Below are 21879 nucleotides of genomic sequence, written 5' to 3'. Positions count from 1 at the left end.
CTTTTTACCCCAAAATCCCCCATACAAGAAGTTAAGACTTTGCATACAAGAAGTTAACTTCTTGTCAACAAGGAGTTAAGTTCTTATCAACAAGCTATTGACGACTGATAAATAACAAAACTAAGAAAGTTTAGTCAATATCCAAGTCTGTATCACAACTCAATTCAGTCGAATATCCCTGCCAGAAGCTCTTGGTAGAATGTACTAAAGCACTCCCCATCAAGAATAGGAATATTACGGCTATTAACGTCATCACCATACCGATGGCTGCGTAATACTTCGGTTCTAAAACATCCATAATAGTTATCTTTGTTAGGTTAGTACTACAAAGATAACCAAGATGGATTACAAAGAGCTTACTCTTTTATGAAGTTTTTATTTCTTTAAAGTTTGTATCAATTCTTCGGCCGAAACCAGGGTCTGTTCACCAGTCTCCATATTCTTGAGTGTCACCTTATTCTCGTTCATTTCATTCTCTCCTACAAGAGCTACAAACGGAATATTTTTGGCATTAGCATAGCCCATCTGTTTCTTCATTTTAGATGAATCCGGGAAGATTTCCGCACGAATACCTTCTGCACGTACTTGGGCAAGTACATTCAAGGAAAAAGCAGCTTCTTTCTCACCAAAGTTGATAAATAGAAGTTGCGTACTGTTTACAGCTTCCTTCGGATAAAGATCAAGCTGGTTCAGCACATCAAAGATACGGTCCGCACCAAAGGAGATGCCTACACCGGAAACTCCTGCCATACCGAATACACCGGTAAGATTATCATAGCGACCACCGCCTGTAATACTACCGATTTGTACATCCAATGCTTTTACTTCAAAAATGGCACCGGTATAGTAATTCAACCCACGGGCAAGTGTCAAATCAAGTTCCAATTCATTCTTCAGACCGAAAGCCGATAGAGTTTTCAGGATAAATTCGCTTTCTTCCACTCCCTTTTGACCAATTTCACTTCCGGCAAGTACTTCTTTCAGGGTAGCCAGTTTCTCCTCGTTGGTGCCGCTCAGTAGAATGATAGGTTGTAATTGGGCAATAGCCTCATCGCTGATACCTTTTTCTTTCAACTCGGCATTCACATTGTCCAGACCTATTTTATCTAGTTTATCAATAGCCACAGTGATATCCACGATCTTATCTGCCTCACCGATAATCTCCGCAATGCCCGTCAAAATCTTACGGTTATTGATCTTGATGCAAACACGGATACCAAAGCGAGTAAATACAGTATCGACAATCTGCATTAATTCCACCTCGTTCAGTAAAGAATCACTACCTACCACGTCAGCATCACATTGATAGAACTCACGATAACGGCCTTTTTGCGGACGATCTGCACGCCACACAGGTTGTATCTGATAGCGTTTGAAAGGGAAAGTTATTTCATCACGGTGCATCACCACGTAGCGGGCAAATGGCACTGTGAGATCATAACGCAAACCTTTTTCACAGAATTTACTTGCAAGTTTGGCTGCATTACGGCTCAGCAATTCCTCATCGGTTAGTCCGGAGAAATAATCACCTGAGTTCTGTATTTTAAACAGAAGTTTATCACCTTCTTCACCATATTTCCCCATCAGTGTGGAAAGCATTTCCATTGCAGGCGTTTCAATCTGTTGGAAACCATAGAGATGATATACATCGCGAATGGTATTGAATATATAGTTACGCTTCGCCATTTCTACCGGCGAAAAGTCACGGGTTCCTTTAGGAATACTGGGTTTTGCTGCCATAATTGTTTCAATTACTATTAAAATCAGAGGGCAAAGTTACAGTTTTTTATCGAGATAAGAAAAGGGATAAGGCGGTTTTATATAAAACAATACCCGTTGGCGGAATTAATTTCTTTCTTGTAAAGGTTATGGGCTAAATGAAAAAAATCAGAGAATATGTCAGCGAAGCTAATTGAGATAGTATTACTTATCATTTACTTCATTCCTACACGCAAGGAGCTAACTCCGCCAACGAGTAAAACAATAATCAGACTGGCACATATCTGACACTCCGCACGTTGACACCAAATGTTTCCCCTATTGAAACTAAGTGTTTCTCCTAGAGAAACCAAGTGCTTTGATATAACTCCCTGAAGATTAGACAAATATAGAAAGTTTAAAAGATGCAGGTAACGATTTGGATATGGAAGTCCTGCTTCGGGTTACACTGCTTTGCATAGTTTCAAATAACTCTTATACAAATGTAGGCAATGTTTGGAACATAACAAAATATTCTGCTATTTATTTTTGTATAAATCTGATTATTAACATATTAAGTATTTAAGGCATGATTTATTGATGCCTGTTACTTATAGAATAGCCGGGGGGAGTATCTCCGGCTATTTTTTTGTCCCAATTTGGCGTTTTCTGTCTTTTTTTGGCGGTTGCTCAACGGTTGAGTAACCAATGGCCTCAAAGCAACTCCGTAATATTGCACCATAAACGATAACAACGAGGTCATTATGAATAATAGAAAAACCGTTCCCGGTGCCGGGGTGAGTCACATGCTCAGCACCATACTTGCCAAAGTGAATAACATTGAAAAGTTACTCTCTCCTGCCGTTGAGAATATACCGGATAGTGAGATACTGGATTCAAAAGGTGTACGTCTGCTGACAAAGATGTCGGACAGGACACTATTAAGAAGACGTAACGATGGTACGCTTCCCTTTTACAGAGACAAGGGGAAAATCTACTATCGCCGCTCGGATGTCCTTCGTGCCGTATTATTGGAAAAAACAGAAAACTCTAAAAAATAAGCGTTATGAAAAAGATGATTAAGATTGAAAGCAGCTCTTTCGCTGCTCTTGTGAGAAGTTATAAGAAGTCCCTGAACATGCTGGCTGTGTTGCAACATATCTGTCAGGAAAACGATATGGCATTGTCCATGCTGCCGGACGAGGTGTGTGAACTGATCGGGCTTGACCCCGCCGAAATTGAGAAACAGCGTTTGAACGGACGTCTGCGTTTCGCGGAAGAAGAGGACGGTACAAGGCATTATTCGATTGCGGACATTATCAACCTGAAAGATTCCATTGACGGTAAGTTGATAAACAAACAAGTGGAAGAGCTATCCTTTGAGGAAGAAAGATGACGTATAACCGGTTCCCCCATAGATAAGGGCACGGCGGACAAGGTCGGATTTATCCGGGTGTCCGCCGTGCCTTTGTCTTTTCCTGAAAAGCGGCTCTTTGCTGTACCCCTGCGGAAGTGAAGCCTGCGTAGCTTCCGGGGGTACAGCAATGTGCCGCGGGGAACATTAGGATATTTTTTTCAACTCCTTTGCCGGGCTTACAATTACCATAGACGGCACGTGCTTTACCTGCCGTGGTAAATTCGGGATCACGTCACTGCCGCTGACCATCCTCTGTTTTTCCATTTCTGCTTTTTCATCCTTCCCTTCTTCGTGCAGGCCCACAGGTTTGAGAGTAAGCTGTATCTTCCGGTTCAGTGAAGCAAGCTCTTCGCCCAACTGTTTGATTTCCGCGTCTTTAGGCCATGTGGCTGCCACTATTTCCCGCAAGATGGGAATGTCCTTTGACAATTCTGCATTTTCCTTTTCCCGTTTCTCTATCATAGCGGGAATACGTTCCAGAGCATTGATAAAATTCATTACGGCCAGTTTCGGCTCTTTGGCTATGTAGCCGTTATTGTAAGTATATTTAATGCCGTCCAGCCCTTCAACCATGAACTTGTTATGCAAGACCTGTGTATCCCCATCGTAAGATTTTTCGGTACGGACAAGGATGCGGAAATCGAACAGGGTTCCGATTTTCATATAATCATCCTCTGTCCGGGCTTTCTGATTGATTGCGGCAAGCCGGTTGCCGAGTATTTCTATATTGTCCGAGTCCACACCGTCCAGCTTCAAGGGATTGGGACGGAGTCCGGTTTCCGCATTTGCGGGAGCTACCTTGTTCAGATATTCCCAATCTTTGGTGAAACGCCCGATAAAGACATTGTTCTTTTCTATTTCGGAAGTTTTTTCGTTCAACTTGCCTTTTGCATTTCCCTTATTACGGTGATATGCCTGTCTTTCGCTTTCCAGAACTGCCAGTTTCTTGTCGAGTTTTGCTTTTTCCAACAAATCGTTGTTGCCTGAAAGAATGGCCACATATTCGCTGAAATTGCCTCCGCCGTTTTCATCGATTGCCCCTTCGTCAATGGTACGGGCAGCCAGATTGCGGCTTTTAAGCTGGTTGATGAATACTTGCTTGTTATGCAGCAGGTTGAACTTGTAACTGTCCAGAGACTTCTCCACCGCATAGATATAACAGTCCACCTTATTGCCGGCATATTGCTTGGCAATGATATTGCCTTTTCTTACCGCCCGTCCGTTACGCTGTTCCAGATCGGACGGCCTTCAGGGTATGTCCAGATGGTGGATTGCAACGGCACGTTGCTGCGCATTGACTCCCGTTCCCAATTTTTGCGTGGAACCGAAAAGGAAACGGATGCGTCCGGCATTCATATTGCTGAACAGTTCCTTGCGTGCATTGTCGCTGCCTGCTTCCTGAATGAACTTTATCTGCCTTTCCGGGATATTATGGTCTTCCACGAGCTTGCGTCTTATCTCACTGTAAATGTTCCACTGGTCGGGTTTATACGTACTGAGATCGGAAAAGATGAATTGTGTGCCTTTCTGGTCGAGATATTTATAGTAATATTCCGCAATTTTGGCCGCACAATGGGACGCTTTGTTTCCCGGATTGTCACCGTACTGCTGGTCTATCAGACGCATGTCAAGCGACATCTTGTTCGAGTAGTTGGTGGCTATCAGCATCTGTGCCTTTTCCTCCGCTTCGGACAGAGGCTCCCTGTCTATGTAAGTCGCATCCCCGGTTTCAGCGAACTTTATCAATTTCTGAATGAAAATTTCCTGTTGGGGAGTGGGCGGTATATGATAGAGCTGTTCGTTGAGTTCCGGCCTGTCAACCCCTACGTCTTCAGCCGTTTTGTAATCGGTTATCTCCGCATAGAAATTGGCGAGTTCCGGCACTTTGATAAAGTAGCGGAAACGCTCCTTCTGCACGATCTGGTTGGTTACGGAAAATTCAAAGTCCGTGCTTTTCTTCGCATAGACAGCCGCCCAACCGTCAAAACACGTAATCCCCTGCCGCTCCATTTCCTTTGGACGGAGATATTTGAAAAGGAGATAGAGTTCGGTCAGGCTGTTGGAAATGGTCGTACCGGACAAGAAAGTGGCTCCCAAATCCCTGCCCGTGCGTTCTTGTATGGTACGGATGGCGAAGAGCATGTTCATGGCCTTCATGCTTCCTTCGGGATTGCCCAGACCGGAAACTCGCGCATGGCGTGTGTTGAACATCAAGTTCTTGAAGGCATGCGATTCATCAACGAAGAGGTGGTCGATGCCCATTTGCCTGAAGTCGGTCACGTCATCCGTCCGGTCTTTTATATCCTGCTCCAGCTTTTCAAGTTTGGCTTCAAGATTCTCTTTCCTTTTTTCCAGCCCGTTCTTTATCCAGCCGGTTACTTCATTGCCCTGCTGCTCGAATACGGCAAGGTTCTCTTCGATGTTGTTTATCTCCTGTGTGTATATTTCCTGCTGTATTTCGGGAGACTGCGGTATTTTTCCGAACTGGTCGTGTGTCAGGATGATGCAGTCCCAGTTATTGTTTTTAATGTCATGGAATATTCCGACACGTTTCTCCGGTGTAAAGTCCTCTTTGCCCGGATACAGCACTTTGGCATTCGGATAAGCCTTCTTGAACGTGTCGGCTATGTCATGTACATTGCTTTTGAGTCCGATAATCATCGGCTTGTTCGCCAGTCCGAGACGTTTCATCTCAAAGGCGGCTATGCACATGATAAGGGTCTTGCCGGTGCCCACCTGATGGTCGATTATGCCGCCTCCGTTCATCTTCAGCATCCATACGGCATTTCTCTGGCTGTCGTACAGGGATGGTATGCCCAGCCCTTTCAGGTCAAGGAACGGGAAACTTTGCAGGGAGCCGTCATAATCGGGACGCACATAACAGTTGAATTTACGGTTATACAAATCCGCAAGGCGTTGTTTAAATTCGGGTAACTGTTCGTTCAGCCAATCGGTGAAGGCAGACCGTATTTCATTGATTTTGGTGTCGGCAAGCTGGATGGCTTCGGCATCCCGTACCTTTATATCATTGCCTTCTTCATCCTGCACGGTTTTGGTTATGTCGGGCACCGTGTTGTGCAGCGCATGTTTCAGCAGGTCGTATCCGTAATAGCCCCGTTTCTCCCCCTTTACATAATATTTATCAGTGATGTTCGCGTTGCTGCTCTCGAAGTTCACGCTGAACTCGTCGATGGATTCCGTATAATGGATATGGGCCTTTGTCTCAAAAAGGTATCCGGCAAACTCTTCATATACGGACATGGGTATCCACCGCTCTCCGAGATTAAAGTCAAGGAGTTCGAAGCTGATCGGCTCCGGTACGGCTGCCTGTAGGACTTCCAATGATTTCTTGCTCGCTTCATCTTCGGGATAGTCTTTCAGGTAGTTTTCTATCCATTCAACTTTGGCTACCACATTGCCTGCAATGAAACGGTCTTTGATTTCATAGTTCTTCATCATGGGGTTGTAGAAGATACGGTTGTCCAGTTGTCTGAGCAGTTCCTGCCTTCCAATCTCGCTGAGGTTCTCCATATATTCCAGATTGACTTCCCCGAACTTGTTCAGGGATGCTGCAAGTGCTTCCTGCGGAGTATCCGCATGGGTCATTTCATTGGCGTTGAATGATACGGGGACGGAGAATATATCCGCTTTCTGTATCTTCCCGTTAACGGAGCGTTCCAATGAAAGCATTTCCCTTCCTCCGGCATCCATCAGCAGGAATTTGGCGTTATCCTTTCCGTTCAGTTCTCTGAACATGCGGTAAAAACGGTCGTATTGCCTGCCCAGTTCCTCCCGGAGTTCCGGTTGCTCCGTTTCCGTTTCGGCTTCCGTATTGTAGAGATTGTGGTAGGCTTCACGAAGCGGAATGTAGTAGGCGGCCCGGTATTGCTGGGTAACTGTCAGTTTGAGCGGATGGAATTGTATATCGGGAGTGCCCATACCTCTTAAATACCCGTATTGCTCACCCGACTTCACGATGGAACCGTTCTTGTATTCGGGACGTATCTCCCCGGTAAACGGGCGTGGCTCCATTTCTTTCTTCCGCTCTTCTTCAAATTTTTGTCTGCGTTCCAGCCATCTTGCTTCCGCTTCCGCCCGTTCTTCGGTCATGCTTTCCGGCACGGCGGCTTCATCATACATATTCTCTTGCGAGAACAGATTGAACATTTCCGGTTCATTCCCTTTCTTTTTGCGGGATGCCGACGGTGCCCGGCTTGGGGAAGGCCTGCTTTCCACTACTTGCACCTCCGCTTCCTCTTCATCCGCATAGGCGGCAAACAGGTTGAGCATGGGTTCATAGGGTTGTGCGGGACTTTCCTCCTGCATCTCTTGCCGATGGTTCTCAATTACTATTTCCAATGGTGTCTCAAATTCCGGTTCAATGCCGGTAGAAGCGGTTGGTCGGGATAGATTGTTGTCATAGAGTTCCCGGTCAAGATGATTTTCCACATCTTGCGCCAGCAACTGTTTGAGATGTCCGGCAATGGCCTCAATTCCGCCTTCATGGATAAAGTTCATTGCCGGTTGTCCGTACATGTTTTTACCCATAGATACGGCTGTATGGACAATATGGTCTAAGCCGGCATAACTGTTGTTGATATTGATGCTGCCGGATATAAGACGAGTCTCGATAAAGTTCCGTTCTTTTTCGGTCAGTTCCGCTTTCCGGGTATTCTTCTGCAAGACGATCAGGTCACTGCTCACTTCCGTACCCGCATCAACAAACAGGTTATCCGGCAGACGGATGGCAGAAACAAGGTTGGCATGGTTCATCAGCCATTCCCTGACGGGACGGTTCTGTGGTGAGTCCATGACACCCGAAGTCGTGATATAGGCCAGTATCCCACCTTCGTGCAACGTATCCATACCTTTAAGAAAGAAATAGTTGTGTACGGCTGCAAGTGAGGATTTACGCACAGAGTCCTCGCTCCGGTCAAAGTCCCGGTCATAAACTCTGGTATTTCCAAATGGAATATTGGAAGAAACCATATCGAAGTAACTGTTATAATAGGGTTGTATGGACTGGAAGCCGTCTATGGTCACTTTGCTTTCCGGATAAAGGGATGACAGAATTTTTCCCGTGAGCTTGTCTTTCTCGAAACAATGAATTTCGGGAACATCTTTCAACCGGCTGATAAACATGCCCGTTCCGGCGGAAGGGTCAAGAAAACGTCCCGGATGGCTTACCGGTACCTGCAATGACTCCTGCATGGCCGCTACCAGCGGCTCCGGTGTGTAAAAGGCTGTAAGTGCGGATTTTTTCAGGCTTTGGACGTATGCCTTGTATTCTGTCTCGTCTTTGGAATACTCACGCAACAGTTCATGCAGCAATCGGACTTGGGGAAACAGTTCCCTGTCTGTCGTTCATTTTTCTATGTCCGTGTCCTTTTCCGCCGGATTGAGGATACATTTCAATCCTCCAAAACCGGAGTAGCCGTTCAATACCCTGCGCCCTTCTTCCGTGAGACAAAACTCCGGGCGCATGAACATAAATTCAAGTGCGGCTATATTGTCCGCTAAATGTTGTCGTTTGTTATATGCCATATTTTTCGATATAAGATTGTATGAAACCTGTAAGTTCAATGGTAAGTGTATGATAGGACGGAGATGATTCAAACCGGTCATCTATAGGGTATTTGTTGAACACCGCTTCTGCGGGTAACAATACTTTCAGGCAGAAATCCGTCCGTCTTTCGGGCCGTACTTCGGGAAACCACTCCGACACGACCTCGAAAACCGTATCGAACCTGGAAAAGCGCAAGTCTTGATAGAGAACGGCTTCGGACAGTTGCAAAGCCTGCGTAACGGATAAACCGTCACGTATGGCACGTTCATAGCTGCCTGCCGCCTTGTCGGCCCGCGTTCGGACAAGTTCTTTGTCACCGGCAATATGCGGATGGCTTTCCTTTAAATAAAGAAGGAGAGTTGTCTCAAAATAGGACAATTCTCCGGTTGCGGTATTTTTATCTTGTATAGTCATTTGCTATTACTTTAAAATGTTAACTGGATATTTAAACATATACCCGGTTACCATGAAAGAAAACCGGGTATATATCTGTCAAAAACATGAATAATCTGTCTGTTACATGACTGAAAGGCTCTTTTTTGACGGGGCCTTTACAGATGCCACATGACGGGGTGCCTGCTGTTTTACTTCCTTTTTCTTGTCGTTCTTCTTACCCTCAACAGTAGGTTTGTATTCACGGGCGTTGCGTCCTATCAGCAGTTGGTTGCTCTTGTTGCTGAAACGTACATCATCGGAAAATACCCTGCCTTTATAGCGCATATTCTCAACGAATACCATTTCATGGTTCTGAAGCATCTTCTTCTGTTCAGGTGTGATTTTGGCCCCCATAATAGTGTCGTTGACTTTGAGTTGTTCGCTGGACTGCTTGAATGCGATGTCCATTATCCTCGGATCAACGAAAGCGACACCGGAAAGCAGCGTGTCGTTTTTGCGCTGTATGTCGTTGATAGGAAGCTGTCCGCCTGACGCGAGGATTTGCTTCTGTTTGTCATCCAGCCTTTTTCCGTAGATATAATCGGGTATCTTGATGGCATCCACCGGCATGGTAATGATACGGTTGCTCGGTTCATGGAAAGATACATAACAGTTGCAGACCGTTCCCGTATGGGTATCCTTCATCTCCTTGATTGCCCCCAAAGTTCCGGTGTCTTTAAGCGACTGCTTTTCCTCGTCCGTGAATACTCCTTTATAGGCAGGCAGGTCATACTGCGGTTTGTCGAGTCTGCTTAGAGTTTTCAGTTGTACCTTGCCGTCCTCTCCCTTGACACAAAGGAAACAGGCTTCCCCCATATCCTTCTTTTCACCGTTCACTTCCTTGCTGATGGGGAAAGCCATCGAGGTAATCCTTCCTTTCAGCATCTCACCCATGCAGTGGTTGTCAAACAGCAGTTGCTTGTCAACTCCCAGTGCGGCGAGTTCTTTCCACGGAAGTTGGTGTTCGTCGAACTTATACCGGCGGGCGAGTTTGGCGATACGCCCTTCATCGTTGAGTTCGCTGTTCTCCACCAGTTTTTTGCCTTCCACTCCGGGATCTTCGCCTTTTCGGATCTGGACTACGGCATTCAGTGTCTTTTCCAAAAGGACAAGAGGTACGAGGAAAAAACTGAAACTCGTGGGATTGTTGTACTGGTTCTTGAAATTCGTGAAGAACAGTTCCAGCGGTGAGGTACGATCCAGTTTTAGGAAGCTGCTGCTGTTCTTCTTGTCGGGTGGCACGATTTCGAGACTGCCGTCCTGCTCGTTCATTTTGGAAACGACTGCGGTCTTGTTGGTTCGCTTGTCAAGGATGGCCATTACATGCTCGTCCTGATTCTGTTCTTGTTGCTCTTGCTTTTTCTTAGCCATAAAATCAATAATTTAAGTGATACAATAATTAATCAATACCGGGTAAACTTTAGCCCGTCGGTGCGAATGTAGAGGTTTAATTAATAGGATGTTACATTTTTAAGATTGATGGAAATGAATGACGGGAATTGGCGGGAATTGTCCAAAAGTAATATCCTCTTCAATGATTATTGTTTGCTTCAAAAACATAAGCTACAATTTTCTGAAAACAAATTTTCACATATCAATAAATCTCATTACCTTTGTATAGGATAAAAAATGCATATTCCGGAAATACTTATAGTAAAGAAAAAAATGACGACTAAGTATAAGAAGGCAGGAAAAATATGGAATGCTGATAAAGTTCTTTCATACGAACTCATAAAGAATTTAAAGATATGATACGATTTTTACAATTTTCCGACATACATTTCCTCTTCTGCGAAGAGACTGAAGATGATTATGCGCAAATGCGTATACGTTTTATTGAAGATTTGGAGAACGTAAAGCAACAATTTGGAATCATTGACTATGTTTTAATTTGTGGAGACATTGCTTGTAAAGGACAAAAGGAGGAATTTAATAAAGCTAAAGAATTTATAGATACGGTAAGTAATGTTCTTAAAGTAAATGGGAAAAGACCTAATATTTTTGTAGTTCCAGGTAATCATGATATTAACAGAAAAAGCTATGAAGTAACGCGTAATCTGTTGAGACCTTTATTATTGGACAAGAAAAATAATAATAATTTCTTACAAACAATCAAGCACACAGAGCCTGATACACTAAAAATACTTTATGCTCCTTTATCTGCCTACAATGAGTTTGCACAACCATATTTTATTGATGAAGTGAGTGAAACCATTATGATTGATGATATGGATGAGCTTTGTTTTGACAATAAGAATTATTATTGGAAATTTAGCTTAGGTAAAGAAGGCGATTATAAAGTTAATTTGTATGGTCTAAATAGTACTCTTACATGCGATGGCAAAGAAAGAGCGAGGAAAGATTTAAAAGAGGATAATCATCTCACATTCCTTCCCAGAGCTGCTTATAATATTCAAGCGTACTCTAATGAGATAAATATTTCGATGATACATCATCCTTTAGATTGGCTCATAGATGAAAATCATATTTGTAAGATATTTGATGACCGTTTTAAATTACAATTTTTTGGTCATATGCATATCCAGAGTTCCCAAAATGACAAAACTATTAAAATATTTTCTGGAGCATTTCAGCCTGAACAAGAGGTAGATATAATGGATTGTCCTCCTGTTTATAATGTTATAGAACTTAGTGTGGAAAACACTATTATGACAGTAAAACTTGAATCTCGTAAATGGGACGGGGCTTATTTCATTAAATATGTAGAAGAATCTAAAACAATGTCTGTATCTTTAGCTTCTCCCGATAATTGGTCAGAAATTGCACAAGAAGAAGCCAAAAAAGATCCAATAGCAATAGAAGATATTATGATACCAATTAATGAAATCAATTACATGTTCATCAATAGTGACAATCAAAGAGAAATTATTGAGAAACTCTTGCCGGAAACTTATGATGACAAAAGATCAGATCGTGCTAATTGCCTTATATTTTTAAAAGCAGTCAAAGAAAAAGGTCTTTACCAACAATTGTTAAACGAATTAAACAAGTAATATGGATGCTGTGTTAGAAAAAATGCTTAATAGCGTATTAGTCATTCCTTTCCAAAAGGATTTGACATCAAAACTTGCGTCTCTTGGTAAGAGTTATGCAAAAACTGCCGATCGCCATAAAGTAGAAGATTGCGTTTCTGCTTTTATATGTGGAACACAAAATACTACTTTACGTTCATATATCATAAAACAATATCGAGAGCAGTTTAATGAGAATATAAAGTTGCCTTCTGCTGTTTATAAAATCTTATCTGAATATGTAGTGTATATTTTGATTATAGATACAGATAAAGAATATGATGATACAGATAGAATGATATATTCATTAATAGTACGTAATATGATGGTTATTCGCAAAAATTCGTACAATAAGCTTCCTGCACCAGCATTTATAACGCCAATGTATCCATTTTCTGATTCATATAGAAAAAACGAGAATCATATAGAAGAGTGTTCTGATACACAAATAGTTCCAGATATATTTGAATATGACAGTTTCGAAGATATGGATGTAACACTTGATGAAGATAATTTTAGTGAAATAAAACAGTTAGCACAACAAGCAGCAATGTTGAAGTATCAAGAGTTAATCTGTGATATAAAATCCAAAGGTATTGAAGACCCATTTGTTTTGGCATATTATGCTGCAAACATGCTTGCCGTTGAGCCCCAATGGAAGTACGTTGATTCTAATCCTGTGAAAACACTTATGAATATTCTTCCTTCAAGTCGTAAAAATGCAAAAATGAAGAATATTAAACCAAAATTGAAAGACTCTGAATGGTATATTAGCTATGAGTCTGATTCAAAGTCGTCACTTCTTCTAAATTACATTAAAGACTCCGATTTGACTAATGAGATAGGTGAATTATCATTATCAGACCTTGAATTTGCAATTTATATGTATTACGAACTTTTTCTTGAGGAATTAATAAAAGATTAATATGGATAATCAAGATGCAAATGAACTTCTTTTAGATAGCCCTAAAGAAGCAAAAAGTCCTACAAAAGAAAATATTATTGAACAGTTGGTAACGATGAAGGAAACTCCATTTTATACTGACGCTCTAAATGAGGTAAATATTAATAATATTATCACTAATCAAAAACCTGAACTTATAGTCCTATTTGGACTTAATGATTTGGGCAAGACCACATTTGTTGGTTCATTATATCATTTGCTTAGAGTCAGTGGTAAAATGGCTGATTATAAGTTTGTCAATTCCGACACCTTTGCAGGCTTTGAGCGCAGGGTTTTTCTACGTAAATGTAGTAAAGATGGTCGATCAAATACTAATCGTACCCTTCGTTCTGAAAATCCATTTCTTACTCTTCATATGGAACATGAAACGACTAATGAAAAACGTCTTATTGTGTTATCTGATAGAGCCGGAGAACGCTATCGTGACTATATATCCAAGGATGAAGAACTTCTTAAAGATAAAACTATCAAATATGCTGATCGCATTTTACTCTTTATTAATGCAGAAGAATTGGTTGGACGTTCGTATTCAAACATGAAAGATGAACTCAAAACACTTCTTCGTAGACTTAAAGAGAAAGACATGTTACCATTATTCGCAACAAAATATATTATTTTTAATAAATACGATAAAGTTGTAGATATTGAAAATCAAAAATTTAAAGAACATAAGCAAGAGGTTGTTGAGCTAATTGAGGACATGTTTGAAGTAAAGGATATCCCACAACACTGTATCAACTCTAAAAATCTTGATGGTAATGTAGAACTTGAGAAGTTGTTCTGCATGCTTATACAACCGCTTGATTCAAAAAAAGTAGATTCAGCTTTAGATTGGGTTAAAACATCAATTAAAAATAATAAAGCATGATGGAAAATACAAAGAAATGTCTTATCGTAGGTCTTCCTAATGCAGGAAAATCTACTTATATCGGAGCTTTTTGGGCTATAGAGAAAGATGGTGGCACAGGCCATAAGCTTACTTGTAAAGAATATCCTTCTGATACCACTTACTTAGATGCTCTGAAGAAAAGTTGGTTAGAACAAACCGTCGTTAGCCGGACTGTAAATATAGAACCACAAGAAATTCATTTAAAACTTCATTCTGAAACTACGGGAAATGCCCTTGAACTTCACATTCCAGATTTCAAAGGTGAAGTTTTTCAACGCATACTTTCTAATAATGTGATGGATAAGGCGGCTCAATGGTGTGGGGAAACAGATTGTATTCTATATTTCATTAAATATGCAAAAGAAGACATATTGCAAGACGAAATTCCCCAAACATCAGAATCTGCCCGAACTGAATCTGCCCGAACTGAATCTACGACTATGCAAATTGAAGATATTTCTGAGTGGACACAAAATATTATGTTGCTTAAATATCTTCATACTCAAGTAAAGCACAATACTCCTTTAGCTATTTGTATCTCTGCATGGGATAAGGTGAATACAAACCTTCCTATTGAATCATGGGTTGAGTCTGAACACCCGTTTCTTTATAACTTTATTCGGCATCATTTCACTAATGTGAAATATTACGGTGTCAGTGCTCAAGGATTAGAGTATAAAGACGAAAAAGTTGACGAATATCAACGACTTACAGAACTTAAGCAACGGGCTTATGTTTATACTGATAATAAGTCTTATGACATTACAGAACCATTTGATTTTTTAATAACTCAGTAAAAATGAAAATACAAATTCATCAAATGTTGCATGGATACAACCAAGGTCATAATTTGATCCAAAGTTCTATTGTACTACCCTCAAGTGAGGATATGGATTGCATGGCAACATTAAGCGATTGGTCAGAGTATGTCAATCCGCAAGATGAAGCCGACTATATTACTATATATCCACTCAAAAATAGTGAATACTATGTAATTTCCAAGACATGGTATGCTAACGAAATGAAACGTCCTGGATGTGTTTGGACTCACAGCCTTCTGATTTCATTTCATCAGTTGTCACAAATAGCTGATTATCGAGTTTTTATAGATATGTTTGTACGTCCACAGAACGGAAATTATGAGTTTTATGCTACACCTCTTCAGGTTGAGTCTACTTTAGAATATGAGAGTTCATTGTTTACCAATAAGCTTATTATTCCATCATTGCCAATTATATATAATGAACTTATTAATCGGCATCCGCAGGTGTTCAGTATAGAAAACAAATCACTGTTTTATCAATATTTTTGTTTACTGTTGATGAATTATTTTCCGTATCAGATACTTTGTCAATTATCATTTTGCTCAGGTAGTTCAGGACTTAGGACATTATATGGCAAACCATTCTTTTTGCAATTTATCAATACCCAACATGATATTGTTAAATCAATTATTGTTTACAATAAATCTGAACTTAACGCCATTCCATCATGGATTAAATTGGCTACTCAAGATATTGCATTAGAGAAACTTCAGTTAAGTCGTCTTCTCCATACATTTGCAGATGATATAGGTTCCGACAGTCAACATCTCAATGGATTCTTAATTTTAGTAGAACTTATTAATAAGAATTACGAAGCTTACGAAGAAAAACAAAAAGCAATACAACTCATTATTGCAGAACTTGCGACCTTATTCCCACATCGTGAAGATGGAAAACTTTTGAAAGAGCGTTTTCTTCAAAAACGAATGACTGATAAGTTTGTACCTGAATATGAATTTTTATACTATATGTGTGTAAGTGAATTCATTGATTCCTTTTCAGTACATTACATTAATTTTTGGCAAAGATTTGATGAAATAGCACACAGTGATAATCGCCAATTATATTATCAATTGCTTCAGAAACTTTGTCAAGCATCCCACCTTAATGATTGGGGTGAAAGTATTCTTGCAAAAAGTAATGAGTATCTCACAATATCAGACCTCAATGTTATAGCGGATAATGATTGGTCATTATTCCAATCGTTAGCTTCAGCTTGTCCTGAATTGCTAAATCAGGGTAGTTGGATTACATATTCATATAATCAAATTGAAGATATACTTCGTATTATTCTCACTTCACATGCATCAAGTGTATTTATAAAATGGAAAGAATTGCTCTTTAAGATTCTTAATACGCAAATCAGAGTGTATACAGACTTGAGTAATCTTATTTTTCAGAAGGATAAAGATGCTGTCTATTATGTACTTGACTATCTAAATAACTCAGCCGAACATGTAGTTCCAAAATCTATTGAAAAGCTATGCCAACAGGAAAACTCAAAAATACTAACCTGGATGGAAACGATGAATGTATTGACACCCAATGTCGGTTTACTTATTATGAAGTCTATTCTACCAATCTCTGTGCAAGTACAATCTAAAGGTAGTGGACGCTGGATAGCTTTTAGTAAACTCTCAATAAAACCAATGCCTATTGAATACTATGCCTATTTATATTTACTATCATTTAATTGGCCTTTTGATAATCACGCCATAGAATTTATGCGTATAGCCTTTTATCCACTTCACAAAGCAGCTTCAGAAGGGCGATTAGATTATGATATTTGGAAATATATTTCACCATATACGGAAGAACTACCTATATGGCTTGATTGGGATAGATGTAAAAAATTACGTAAGGCAATTGTGAAACGCATCAAGAATTCATATCTTGATGTAAACTTCATTAAAGATTTTACACCTGACAAAGAATTAAATAAAGAACTAATTAAAATTTGGAAGAAATAAATAATTCAATTTTGACTATATAATTTTATTCAAAACTGAAAATAATATGTATATTGGAAAGAAAGGGTAAAACAGTATTAGAAAATAAATAAGAGCATGAGCTGGTTAACTCCCCAATTATCATGCTCTTATTCTGATATAAGCGATGATTTTAATTTCCCCCTAACAGATGTTTGAGTTCTGGGTCATTTTCAATACGAATCAGTTCGTTTTCCACCAATTCAACAATATCCTGTTTGATTTGTCGATAATTCGCCTGTATCTGCTGCTCCATTGTATCATTGCCGTTCTCGTCCAGAAAGCTGCTGATTTCGGGAATGGGCTGATAAGCCGCCGTCTCCTTCTGTACCGCTTCATTATCCACTACTATCTGCGCATGGAAAATCTTCTGCTCTATTGTCTCGCCGAAATTATCTGCTACTGCACCGACAAACATTCCTTGCGAAAGTGTACTGATTTTGCTGGCAGGTATCAGGCTGTCCAGTTGGGTGCTGATGGAAGTAGACGTATCGTTACGGTTGATGCTCATGGATTCCCGCTTTTGAAGAATTTTCCCGAACCTTTCCGACAGTGTTTTGGCGGTTTCACCTACCACTTGACCGCTGAAAACATTACCAACAGTTGACATGATTACGGCGGCCTCCTTGTCTCCGTAATCGCGCTTTAACTGGCTGAAGTCCTGAAAGCCCAACACAACCGCCACTTTATTACTTCGTGCCGTGGCAATCAGATTATCCAAACCTTTAAAGAAAATTGTGGGTAACTCGTCGATAATCACACAGCTTTTAAGCTGTTTCTTCTTATTTATCAGTTTAACGATTCTCGAATTATAGAGTCCCAACGCTGCCCCATAGATGGAAATTCTATCGGGATTGTTGCCGACACATAACACTTTCGGTTCCTTCGGATTGTTAATATCCAGCGTAAAGTCACTGCCGGACATGACCCAGTAGAGTTGGGGACTTATCAGCCTGGACAACGGGATTTTAGCGGATGCTATCTGGCCCTGCAACTGCTCACTCGCGCCGCCCTTCCATGCGTCAACGAAAGGTGACAAGTAATTCTCCAAATCAGGATAGCTTGTCAGAATGGTGAATACGTCTTCATACCTTTTATTAAGCAATTCAATGGCATGTGGGAACGTGCAATACTTGCCGTTTTCATACAATTTCAAAAACCATATAATGGCAGTGAACAGGACGATTGGAGATTCCACAAAGAAGTCTCCCTGCTTCTGCACCCAGCTTTTATTGAGATTAAGCATGATTGTGTAACTCGATTCGTAAGCATCGGAAATATCCGTCATCAGTTCCGGTGCCAACGGGTTACAGCGGTGGCTTTTTCTCGGATTATCAAAGTTTATTACATAAAATTTAGGCGGTACCTTGTAACGGTGCCGATACTTAATCAGATGGTTATAGGCGATAATGGATAAATCATCAAACTTGAAGTCATATATGTAAAGTGCATAGGCTTTCTCGATAGTCTGTTTAATGAATTGATTGACAATCGCATAGGATTTCCCGCTGCCGGGAGTTCCAAGTATCATTGTCGCACGAAAAATATTTACTAAGTTAATGAACCCATTATACATTTTTCCCTTAAACCAGAATTTCGTGCGCAGGTTAACGGAATATTCATTTTCCATTAATTTGGTCTCTTGCAAAAAAGATTCGTTTTCCGTATTGAAAACGTCTTCAAGCAGATTGTTTTTGAGCAAACGGCTTATTCATAAACCGGACGCCAGCAGACAGAAGAAACCTCCGGTCAGTGTCGTGGTATAAAGCACAGCACAGACACCGGATGAAGCATTGACGGACAGTAGCCACCAGTTGAAGAAAAACAACAGGGTGCCTGATATGGCCGCAATGATAATCCGCCTTCATGTGATTTCATGTTTCTTCACTCCTTTGTTGCCCATGCAGGACAGACCGAGGAAAAGGACACAAAACAGCTTTGTGTAAAGCAAGGATGAAAACAGTCCGGTGGTACGTTGGAAATTGGATAGTATCTTATTTACTATATCGAGTGTTCAGCCCATCTCGTAAAGCCAGCCGTAACAAAACCAATAGATGTGTATCGCCAAAAATAAAAAACTGATGGCCCGCATAAAGTCCGTGACTTTGGCAAGACCTCTTAAATCATCTTCATTCTGCATAATTGTAACTATTAAAATTAAACTTCTTGTTCTATACCTTATTATATATTATAGCTTGCGCCTGCGCTTCTTCTTTTTCTTGCGCCTATAGCGGAAGGCCGGATCAATGTACTCGTGCGTATGGTCATCTTCCATAAGCACGGAGAAAATGTCAACGGCACCGAGTGCGGATGTATCAATCAAGCTGCCGGAAGATTCACTCTGATGATGACTTTGATTTTCCGGCTGCCGGTGTTCTGCCCCTTCTTGCTTTTCTTCCGCTTTCGTGTCCCTTTCCTGCCGGGACGCTTCCTGCTCCTGCACCGGTATCAACCTTTTCCGGTCTGCATCCGGGTTGTTGAACAGTTCGTTGAACACATTGGCCGTAAAGGGCTTGCCCAGACGTGAACCGTTAAATACCGTCCGGCCCGCATGGTCTATAAAGGTGATGCCGTAAAGACGTCCATCGGGATTGATACGGTAAATGACTTCTATATCCGCCTCTTTCAGCCTGCGTGCAAAGTCCTCCTTCGTGCTTATGCCCTGCATGGCTTTGACGACTTCCTTGCGTGTCCTTTCGGCGAGATTGTCCCTCTTTACCTTTTCAACGGATGCGGAGAATTTCTTTTGCAGTGCTTCATAACCGAATACTTTGCCGAATTTACTGGACTTGAAAGGCGTCCCCGTCTGCTGCCCGTCATCGTCCAAAGCTCCGTACATGATGCCGTGGTATTCTTTCCCGTTCACGCTTCCCCGGACTTCATAAACCGTCACGTTGTACAGTTCCAGCAGGGTGTTGTATTCGGCAAGGGAATGAAAATTGTAACATTCCAACAAGGTGCGGGCCGTATGTTTCACCTGCGTTTTCACGTCACCTTTCGGATAATCCACCTTTTGCAGACTTACCAGTTCCCGCTCGCCATGTTCTCCGAGTGTGGGATGAAGCCTGTACTTCACTTCCATTTCACGACAGATGTTCTGTGCCCGGATAGCTTCCCGGTTGTGGTCTATCTTTTCACCCTGCTCGTTGATGCGTACCGATACGATGTGCATGTGCTTGCGGTTTATGTCTTCGTGCAGCCAGACAATATAAGGCTGGTTCCCGTAACCGAACTTTTCCATGAACTCCTGCGCCAATACGGTCATCTGTTCCTCCGAGAGAATGTCTTTCGGGGAAGGATTCAATGAGATATGAATAACCGGTTTCTTGACGTGCGAGTTCAGTGAGATGTAAGGTTTAAAAGCCTGTACGCAGTTTTCAATCGGCACATTGCCGGATGTGTCCGCCGCAATTTTTGGGTGTCACAATACCTTTGCCGTACCGTCGTCCACCTTTATCTTATTGTAGGCAATCACTCCATAGAATGAACTGCCCGATGTGATATTCGGCACCATGACGTTATTCCTTTTTTGTGAGATACTCCTTTTCGTACCGCTTTGTCAGTTCGATTATCTGTTTGCACAGTTCCTCCAACTTACGTGTTTCCTCCGCCAGTTTATAAAGGAAGGCAAGCGATTTTTTCTCCCCGTAAATGGTATGGATGGTCTTTACACATTGATTGTAGTTGTTTCCTATTCTTCGGAACTGCTGATAGAAAGCGGTGAGCTGGGCATAATATTCCTGCGCTTCCTTGTCAATCTTTACGACCTTGAACTCTCAACCGAAGATACGGGCGAAGATAAATTCGGCCTTGTTCTTCATGCCCGACTGCTCGAACATGGAGATAAACTTTTCGTTCTCTCCGTCGTTGAGACAGAGATAATAGCGGTGCGTACGTGGGTCTGCCAGCACCTTGCGCCCTGCGGCGTTACGGATTCTTGTTTCATCTTTCATCACATGAAAATTTTAAAAGGTTCGACTTGGGAGAACCTTTGTCCCCGAAAGACCTTTCGGGCGAGACTTTCAGCGGTTGGAAATATTTTCAACCGCTGAAAGTACACCTCGCTATATGCTGACGCATATTAAAATCCGGCTGGGCCGGATTATAGGTCTGAAGGATTGTCTTACGTTCTCTGCCGAGAACGAACTGCGCTCTCCCGGCGACAAAGGTAGAGAGTTTTTTCTGTCCGTGCATTATGGCGGTTCCCGCCAACAGCCGCCAATAAATGACTTTGAAACGGGGGATACTACACAGATGCTCTTTTTGAGGTTTATTTGTAGCCGGATAGCTATTCGATTATCCATTTGAACGGATAAACAGTCTGGTATTCGGATCACTATCTGAATAACTATATGGATAGCAGTCTGAATGGATAAACAGATATTCAGACCGGTATCTATTCAGATATGTAGTTATACACATATATTAATGTATGGACGAATAAACAGGTATCCGAATATATAAGCACCTGAATATGTACTTAGCTATTTAGCTATTCAGATGAATAGACTGATAGCTGCATAGATGAATAGTTTTATAGCTACATCATCAAACAGCTATATGCGCAGATAGCCGGATAGCTAAACAGCTATGTAGATAACTGTATAAGCAGGCTATGAAACAAGTAACCGGACAGACAGCCGCATGGATAAGCGGCTATCCGTCCGGAAATCAATAAATCCGATTATTCACTTACTTAAATTTGTAACAATGGAAAAGGAAAAGAACACAGTATTCGTTTCATTCGCTACCCAGAAGGGCGGCGTGGGTAAATCAACATTTACCATTTATGCGGCATCATGACTGCATTATGTGAAAGGACTAAACGTAGCGGTGGTGGATTGTGACTATCCGCAACATTCGATTATGAAACAGAAAAAACGGGATATGGAAGTGGTAAAGACCACACCCGTTTATCAGAACCTCTTGGTGGAGCAGGCCGGACGGTTGAAGAAAAAGGCCTACCCGGTCATCGGAAGCACTCCGGCCAACGGCATGGCGGACTGAAGGGCATTTGAGGAAAAAGCGGATACTCTTTATGATGTTGTACTATTCGACCTGCCCGG

At 41.5% G+C, this 21879-nt stretch carries 17 protein-coding genes and 2 pseudogenes; 9 read left to right on the top strand and 10 right to left on the bottom strand.

Annotated features, from left to right (window positions below; translation table 11 throughout):
* Positions 1-130: 130 nt before the first annotated feature.
* Both K429_RS30610 and hisS read right to left on the bottom strand, forming a co-directional pair.
* Entirely contained in the window at positions 131-298 is a 168-nt protein-coding gene (locus tag K429_RS30610) for a hypothetical protein (protein WP_007214867.1), read from the bottom strand.
* 77 nt (positions 299-375) lie between these two features.
* Complete coding sequence (hisS, locus tag K429_RS0104940) at positions 376-1740, bottom strand: histidine--tRNA ligase (RefSeq protein WP_025726222.1); 1365 nt, start codon at positions 1738-1740, stop codon at positions 376-378.
* A gap of 722 nt (positions 1741-2462) precedes the next feature.
* On the opposite strand from hisS, the gene K429_RS0104935 reads away from it, so the two are divergent.
* Both K429_RS0104935 and K429_RS0104930 read left to right on the top strand, forming a co-directional pair.
* Positions 2463-2759: a helix-turn-helix domain-containing protein gene (locus K429_RS0104935; protein WP_007655403.1), complete on the top strand. Its 297-nt coding sequence runs from the start codon at positions 2463-2465 to the stop codon at positions 2757-2759.
* Positions 2760-2764: 5 nt separating this feature from the next.
* A complete protein-coding gene (locus K429_RS0104930; RefSeq protein WP_025726221.1) occupies positions 2765-3094 on the top strand; it encodes a hypothetical protein in 330 nt (109 codons plus the stop codon).
* A gap of 165 nt (positions 3095-3259) precedes the next feature.
* Here the strand turns inward: K429_RS0104930 and K429_RS0104920 are convergent, their stop codons facing one another.
* The 5 genes from K429_RS0104920 to K429_RS0104900 all read right to left on the bottom strand — a co-directional run bounded on the left by K429_RS0104920 (position 3260) and on the right by K429_RS0104900 (position 10487).
* On the bottom strand, positions 3260-4282 hold the full coding sequence (locus tag K429_RS0104920) for a hypothetical protein (RefSeq protein ID WP_025726220.1): 1023 nt from the start codon (positions 4280-4282) through the stop codon (positions 3260-3262).
* A gap of 81 nt (positions 4283-4363) precedes the next feature.
* A complete protein-coding gene (locus K429_RS0104915) occupies positions 4364-8380 on the bottom strand; it encodes an N-6 DNA methylase (RefSeq protein ID WP_255347627.1) in 4017 nt (1338 codons plus the stop codon).
* A gap of 99 nt (positions 8381-8479) precedes the next feature.
* On the bottom strand, positions 8480-8659 hold the full coding sequence (locus K429_RS30605) for a hypothetical protein (protein WP_025726218.1): 180 nt from the start codon (positions 8657-8659) through the stop codon (positions 8480-8482).
* On the bottom strand, positions 8649-9095 hold the full coding sequence (locus K429_RS0104905; RefSeq protein ID WP_025726217.1) for a DUF1896 domain-containing protein: 447 nt from the start codon (positions 9093-9095) through the stop codon (positions 8649-8651). The genes K429_RS30605 and K429_RS0104905 overlap by 11 nt, the downstream gene beginning before the upstream one ends.
* 102 nt (positions 9096-9197) lie before the next feature.
* Complete coding sequence (locus tag K429_RS0104900) at positions 9198-10487, bottom strand: DUF3945 domain-containing protein (RefSeq protein ID WP_025726216.1); 1290 nt, start codon at positions 10485-10487, stop codon at positions 9198-9200.
* 377 nt (positions 10488-10864) lie between these two features.
* Between K429_RS0104900 and K429_RS0104890 the strand changes: the two genes are divergently transcribed.
* From K429_RS0104890 to K429_RS0104870, 5 genes are read left to right on the top strand one after another with little or no spacing between them, the layout of a single operon-like run.
* Positions 10865-12130, top strand: a complete 1266-nt coding sequence (locus tag K429_RS0104890; protein WP_025726215.1) for a metallophosphoesterase — start codon at positions 10865-10867, stop codon at positions 12128-12130.
* A 1-nt stretch (position 12131) separates the two neighbouring features.
* Positions 12132-13073, top strand: a complete 942-nt coding sequence (locus tag K429_RS0104885; RefSeq protein ID WP_025726214.1) for a hypothetical protein — start codon at positions 12132-12134, stop codon at positions 13071-13073.
* Position 13074: 1 nt separating this feature from the next.
* Positions 13075-13980, top strand: a complete 906-nt coding sequence (locus K429_RS0104880; protein WP_025726213.1) for a hypothetical protein — start codon at positions 13075-13077, stop codon at positions 13978-13980.
* Positions 13977-14798, top strand: coding sequence for a hypothetical protein (locus K429_RS0104875; protein WP_025726212.1), 822 nt, complete (start codon positions 13977-13979; stop codon positions 14796-14798). The genes K429_RS0104880 and K429_RS0104875 overlap by 4 nt, the downstream gene beginning before the upstream one ends.
* 2 nt (positions 14799-14800) lie before the next feature.
* Positions 14801-16795 carry a hypothetical protein gene (locus K429_RS0104870; RefSeq protein WP_025726211.1) on the top strand — a complete coding sequence of 665 codons (1995 nt, stop codon included), beginning with the start codon at positions 14801-14803 and terminating at the stop codon, positions 16793-16795.
* Between the two features lie 151 nt (positions 16796-16946).
* Here K429_RS0104870 and mobC read toward each other — a convergent pair.
* The 3 genes and pseudogenes from mobC to mobA form a co-directional block, all read right to left on the bottom strand.
* Positions 16947-18953, bottom strand: a pseudogene (gene mobC / locus K429_RS28430) (conjugal transfer protein MobC).
* 48 nt (positions 18954-19001) lie between these two features.
* The gene (gene mobB / locus K429_RS0104860; protein WP_197031227.1) at positions 19002-20201 is read right to left on the bottom strand and encodes a conjugal transfer protein MobB; all 1200 of its coding nucleotides are present in this window, start codon (positions 20199-20201) and stop codon (positions 19002-19004) included.
* A 130-nt stretch (positions 20202-20331) separates the two neighbouring features.
* Positions 20332-20766 (bottom strand): annotated as a pseudogene (mobA, locus tag K429_RS30805) (conjugal transfer protein MobA).
* Between the two features lie 115 nt (positions 20767-20881).
* Between mobA and K429_RS30190 the strand changes: the two are divergent.
* Both K429_RS30190 and K429_RS0104835 read left to right on the top strand, forming a co-directional pair.
* Positions 20882-21121 carry a hypothetical protein gene (locus K429_RS30190; protein WP_025726208.1) on the top strand — a complete coding sequence of 80 codons (240 nt, stop codon included), beginning with the start codon at positions 20882-20884 and terminating at the stop codon, positions 21119-21121.
* A gap of 504 nt (positions 21122-21625) precedes the next feature.
* The gene (locus tag K429_RS0104835) at positions 21626-21820 is read left to right on the top strand and encodes a conjugal transfer protein TraA (RefSeq protein WP_231501810.1); all 195 of its coding nucleotides are present in this window, start codon (positions 21626-21628) and stop codon (positions 21818-21820) included.
* Positions 21821-21879: the final 59 nt, after the last annotated feature.

Source organism: Bacteroides sp. 14(A) (assembly GCF_000526555.1).
Taxonomy (GTDB): Bacteria; Bacteroidota; Bacteroidia; order Bacteroidales; family Bacteroidaceae; genus Bacteroides; species Bacteroides cellulosilyticus.
This window is presented reverse-complemented; position numbering and strand designations above follow the sequence as displayed.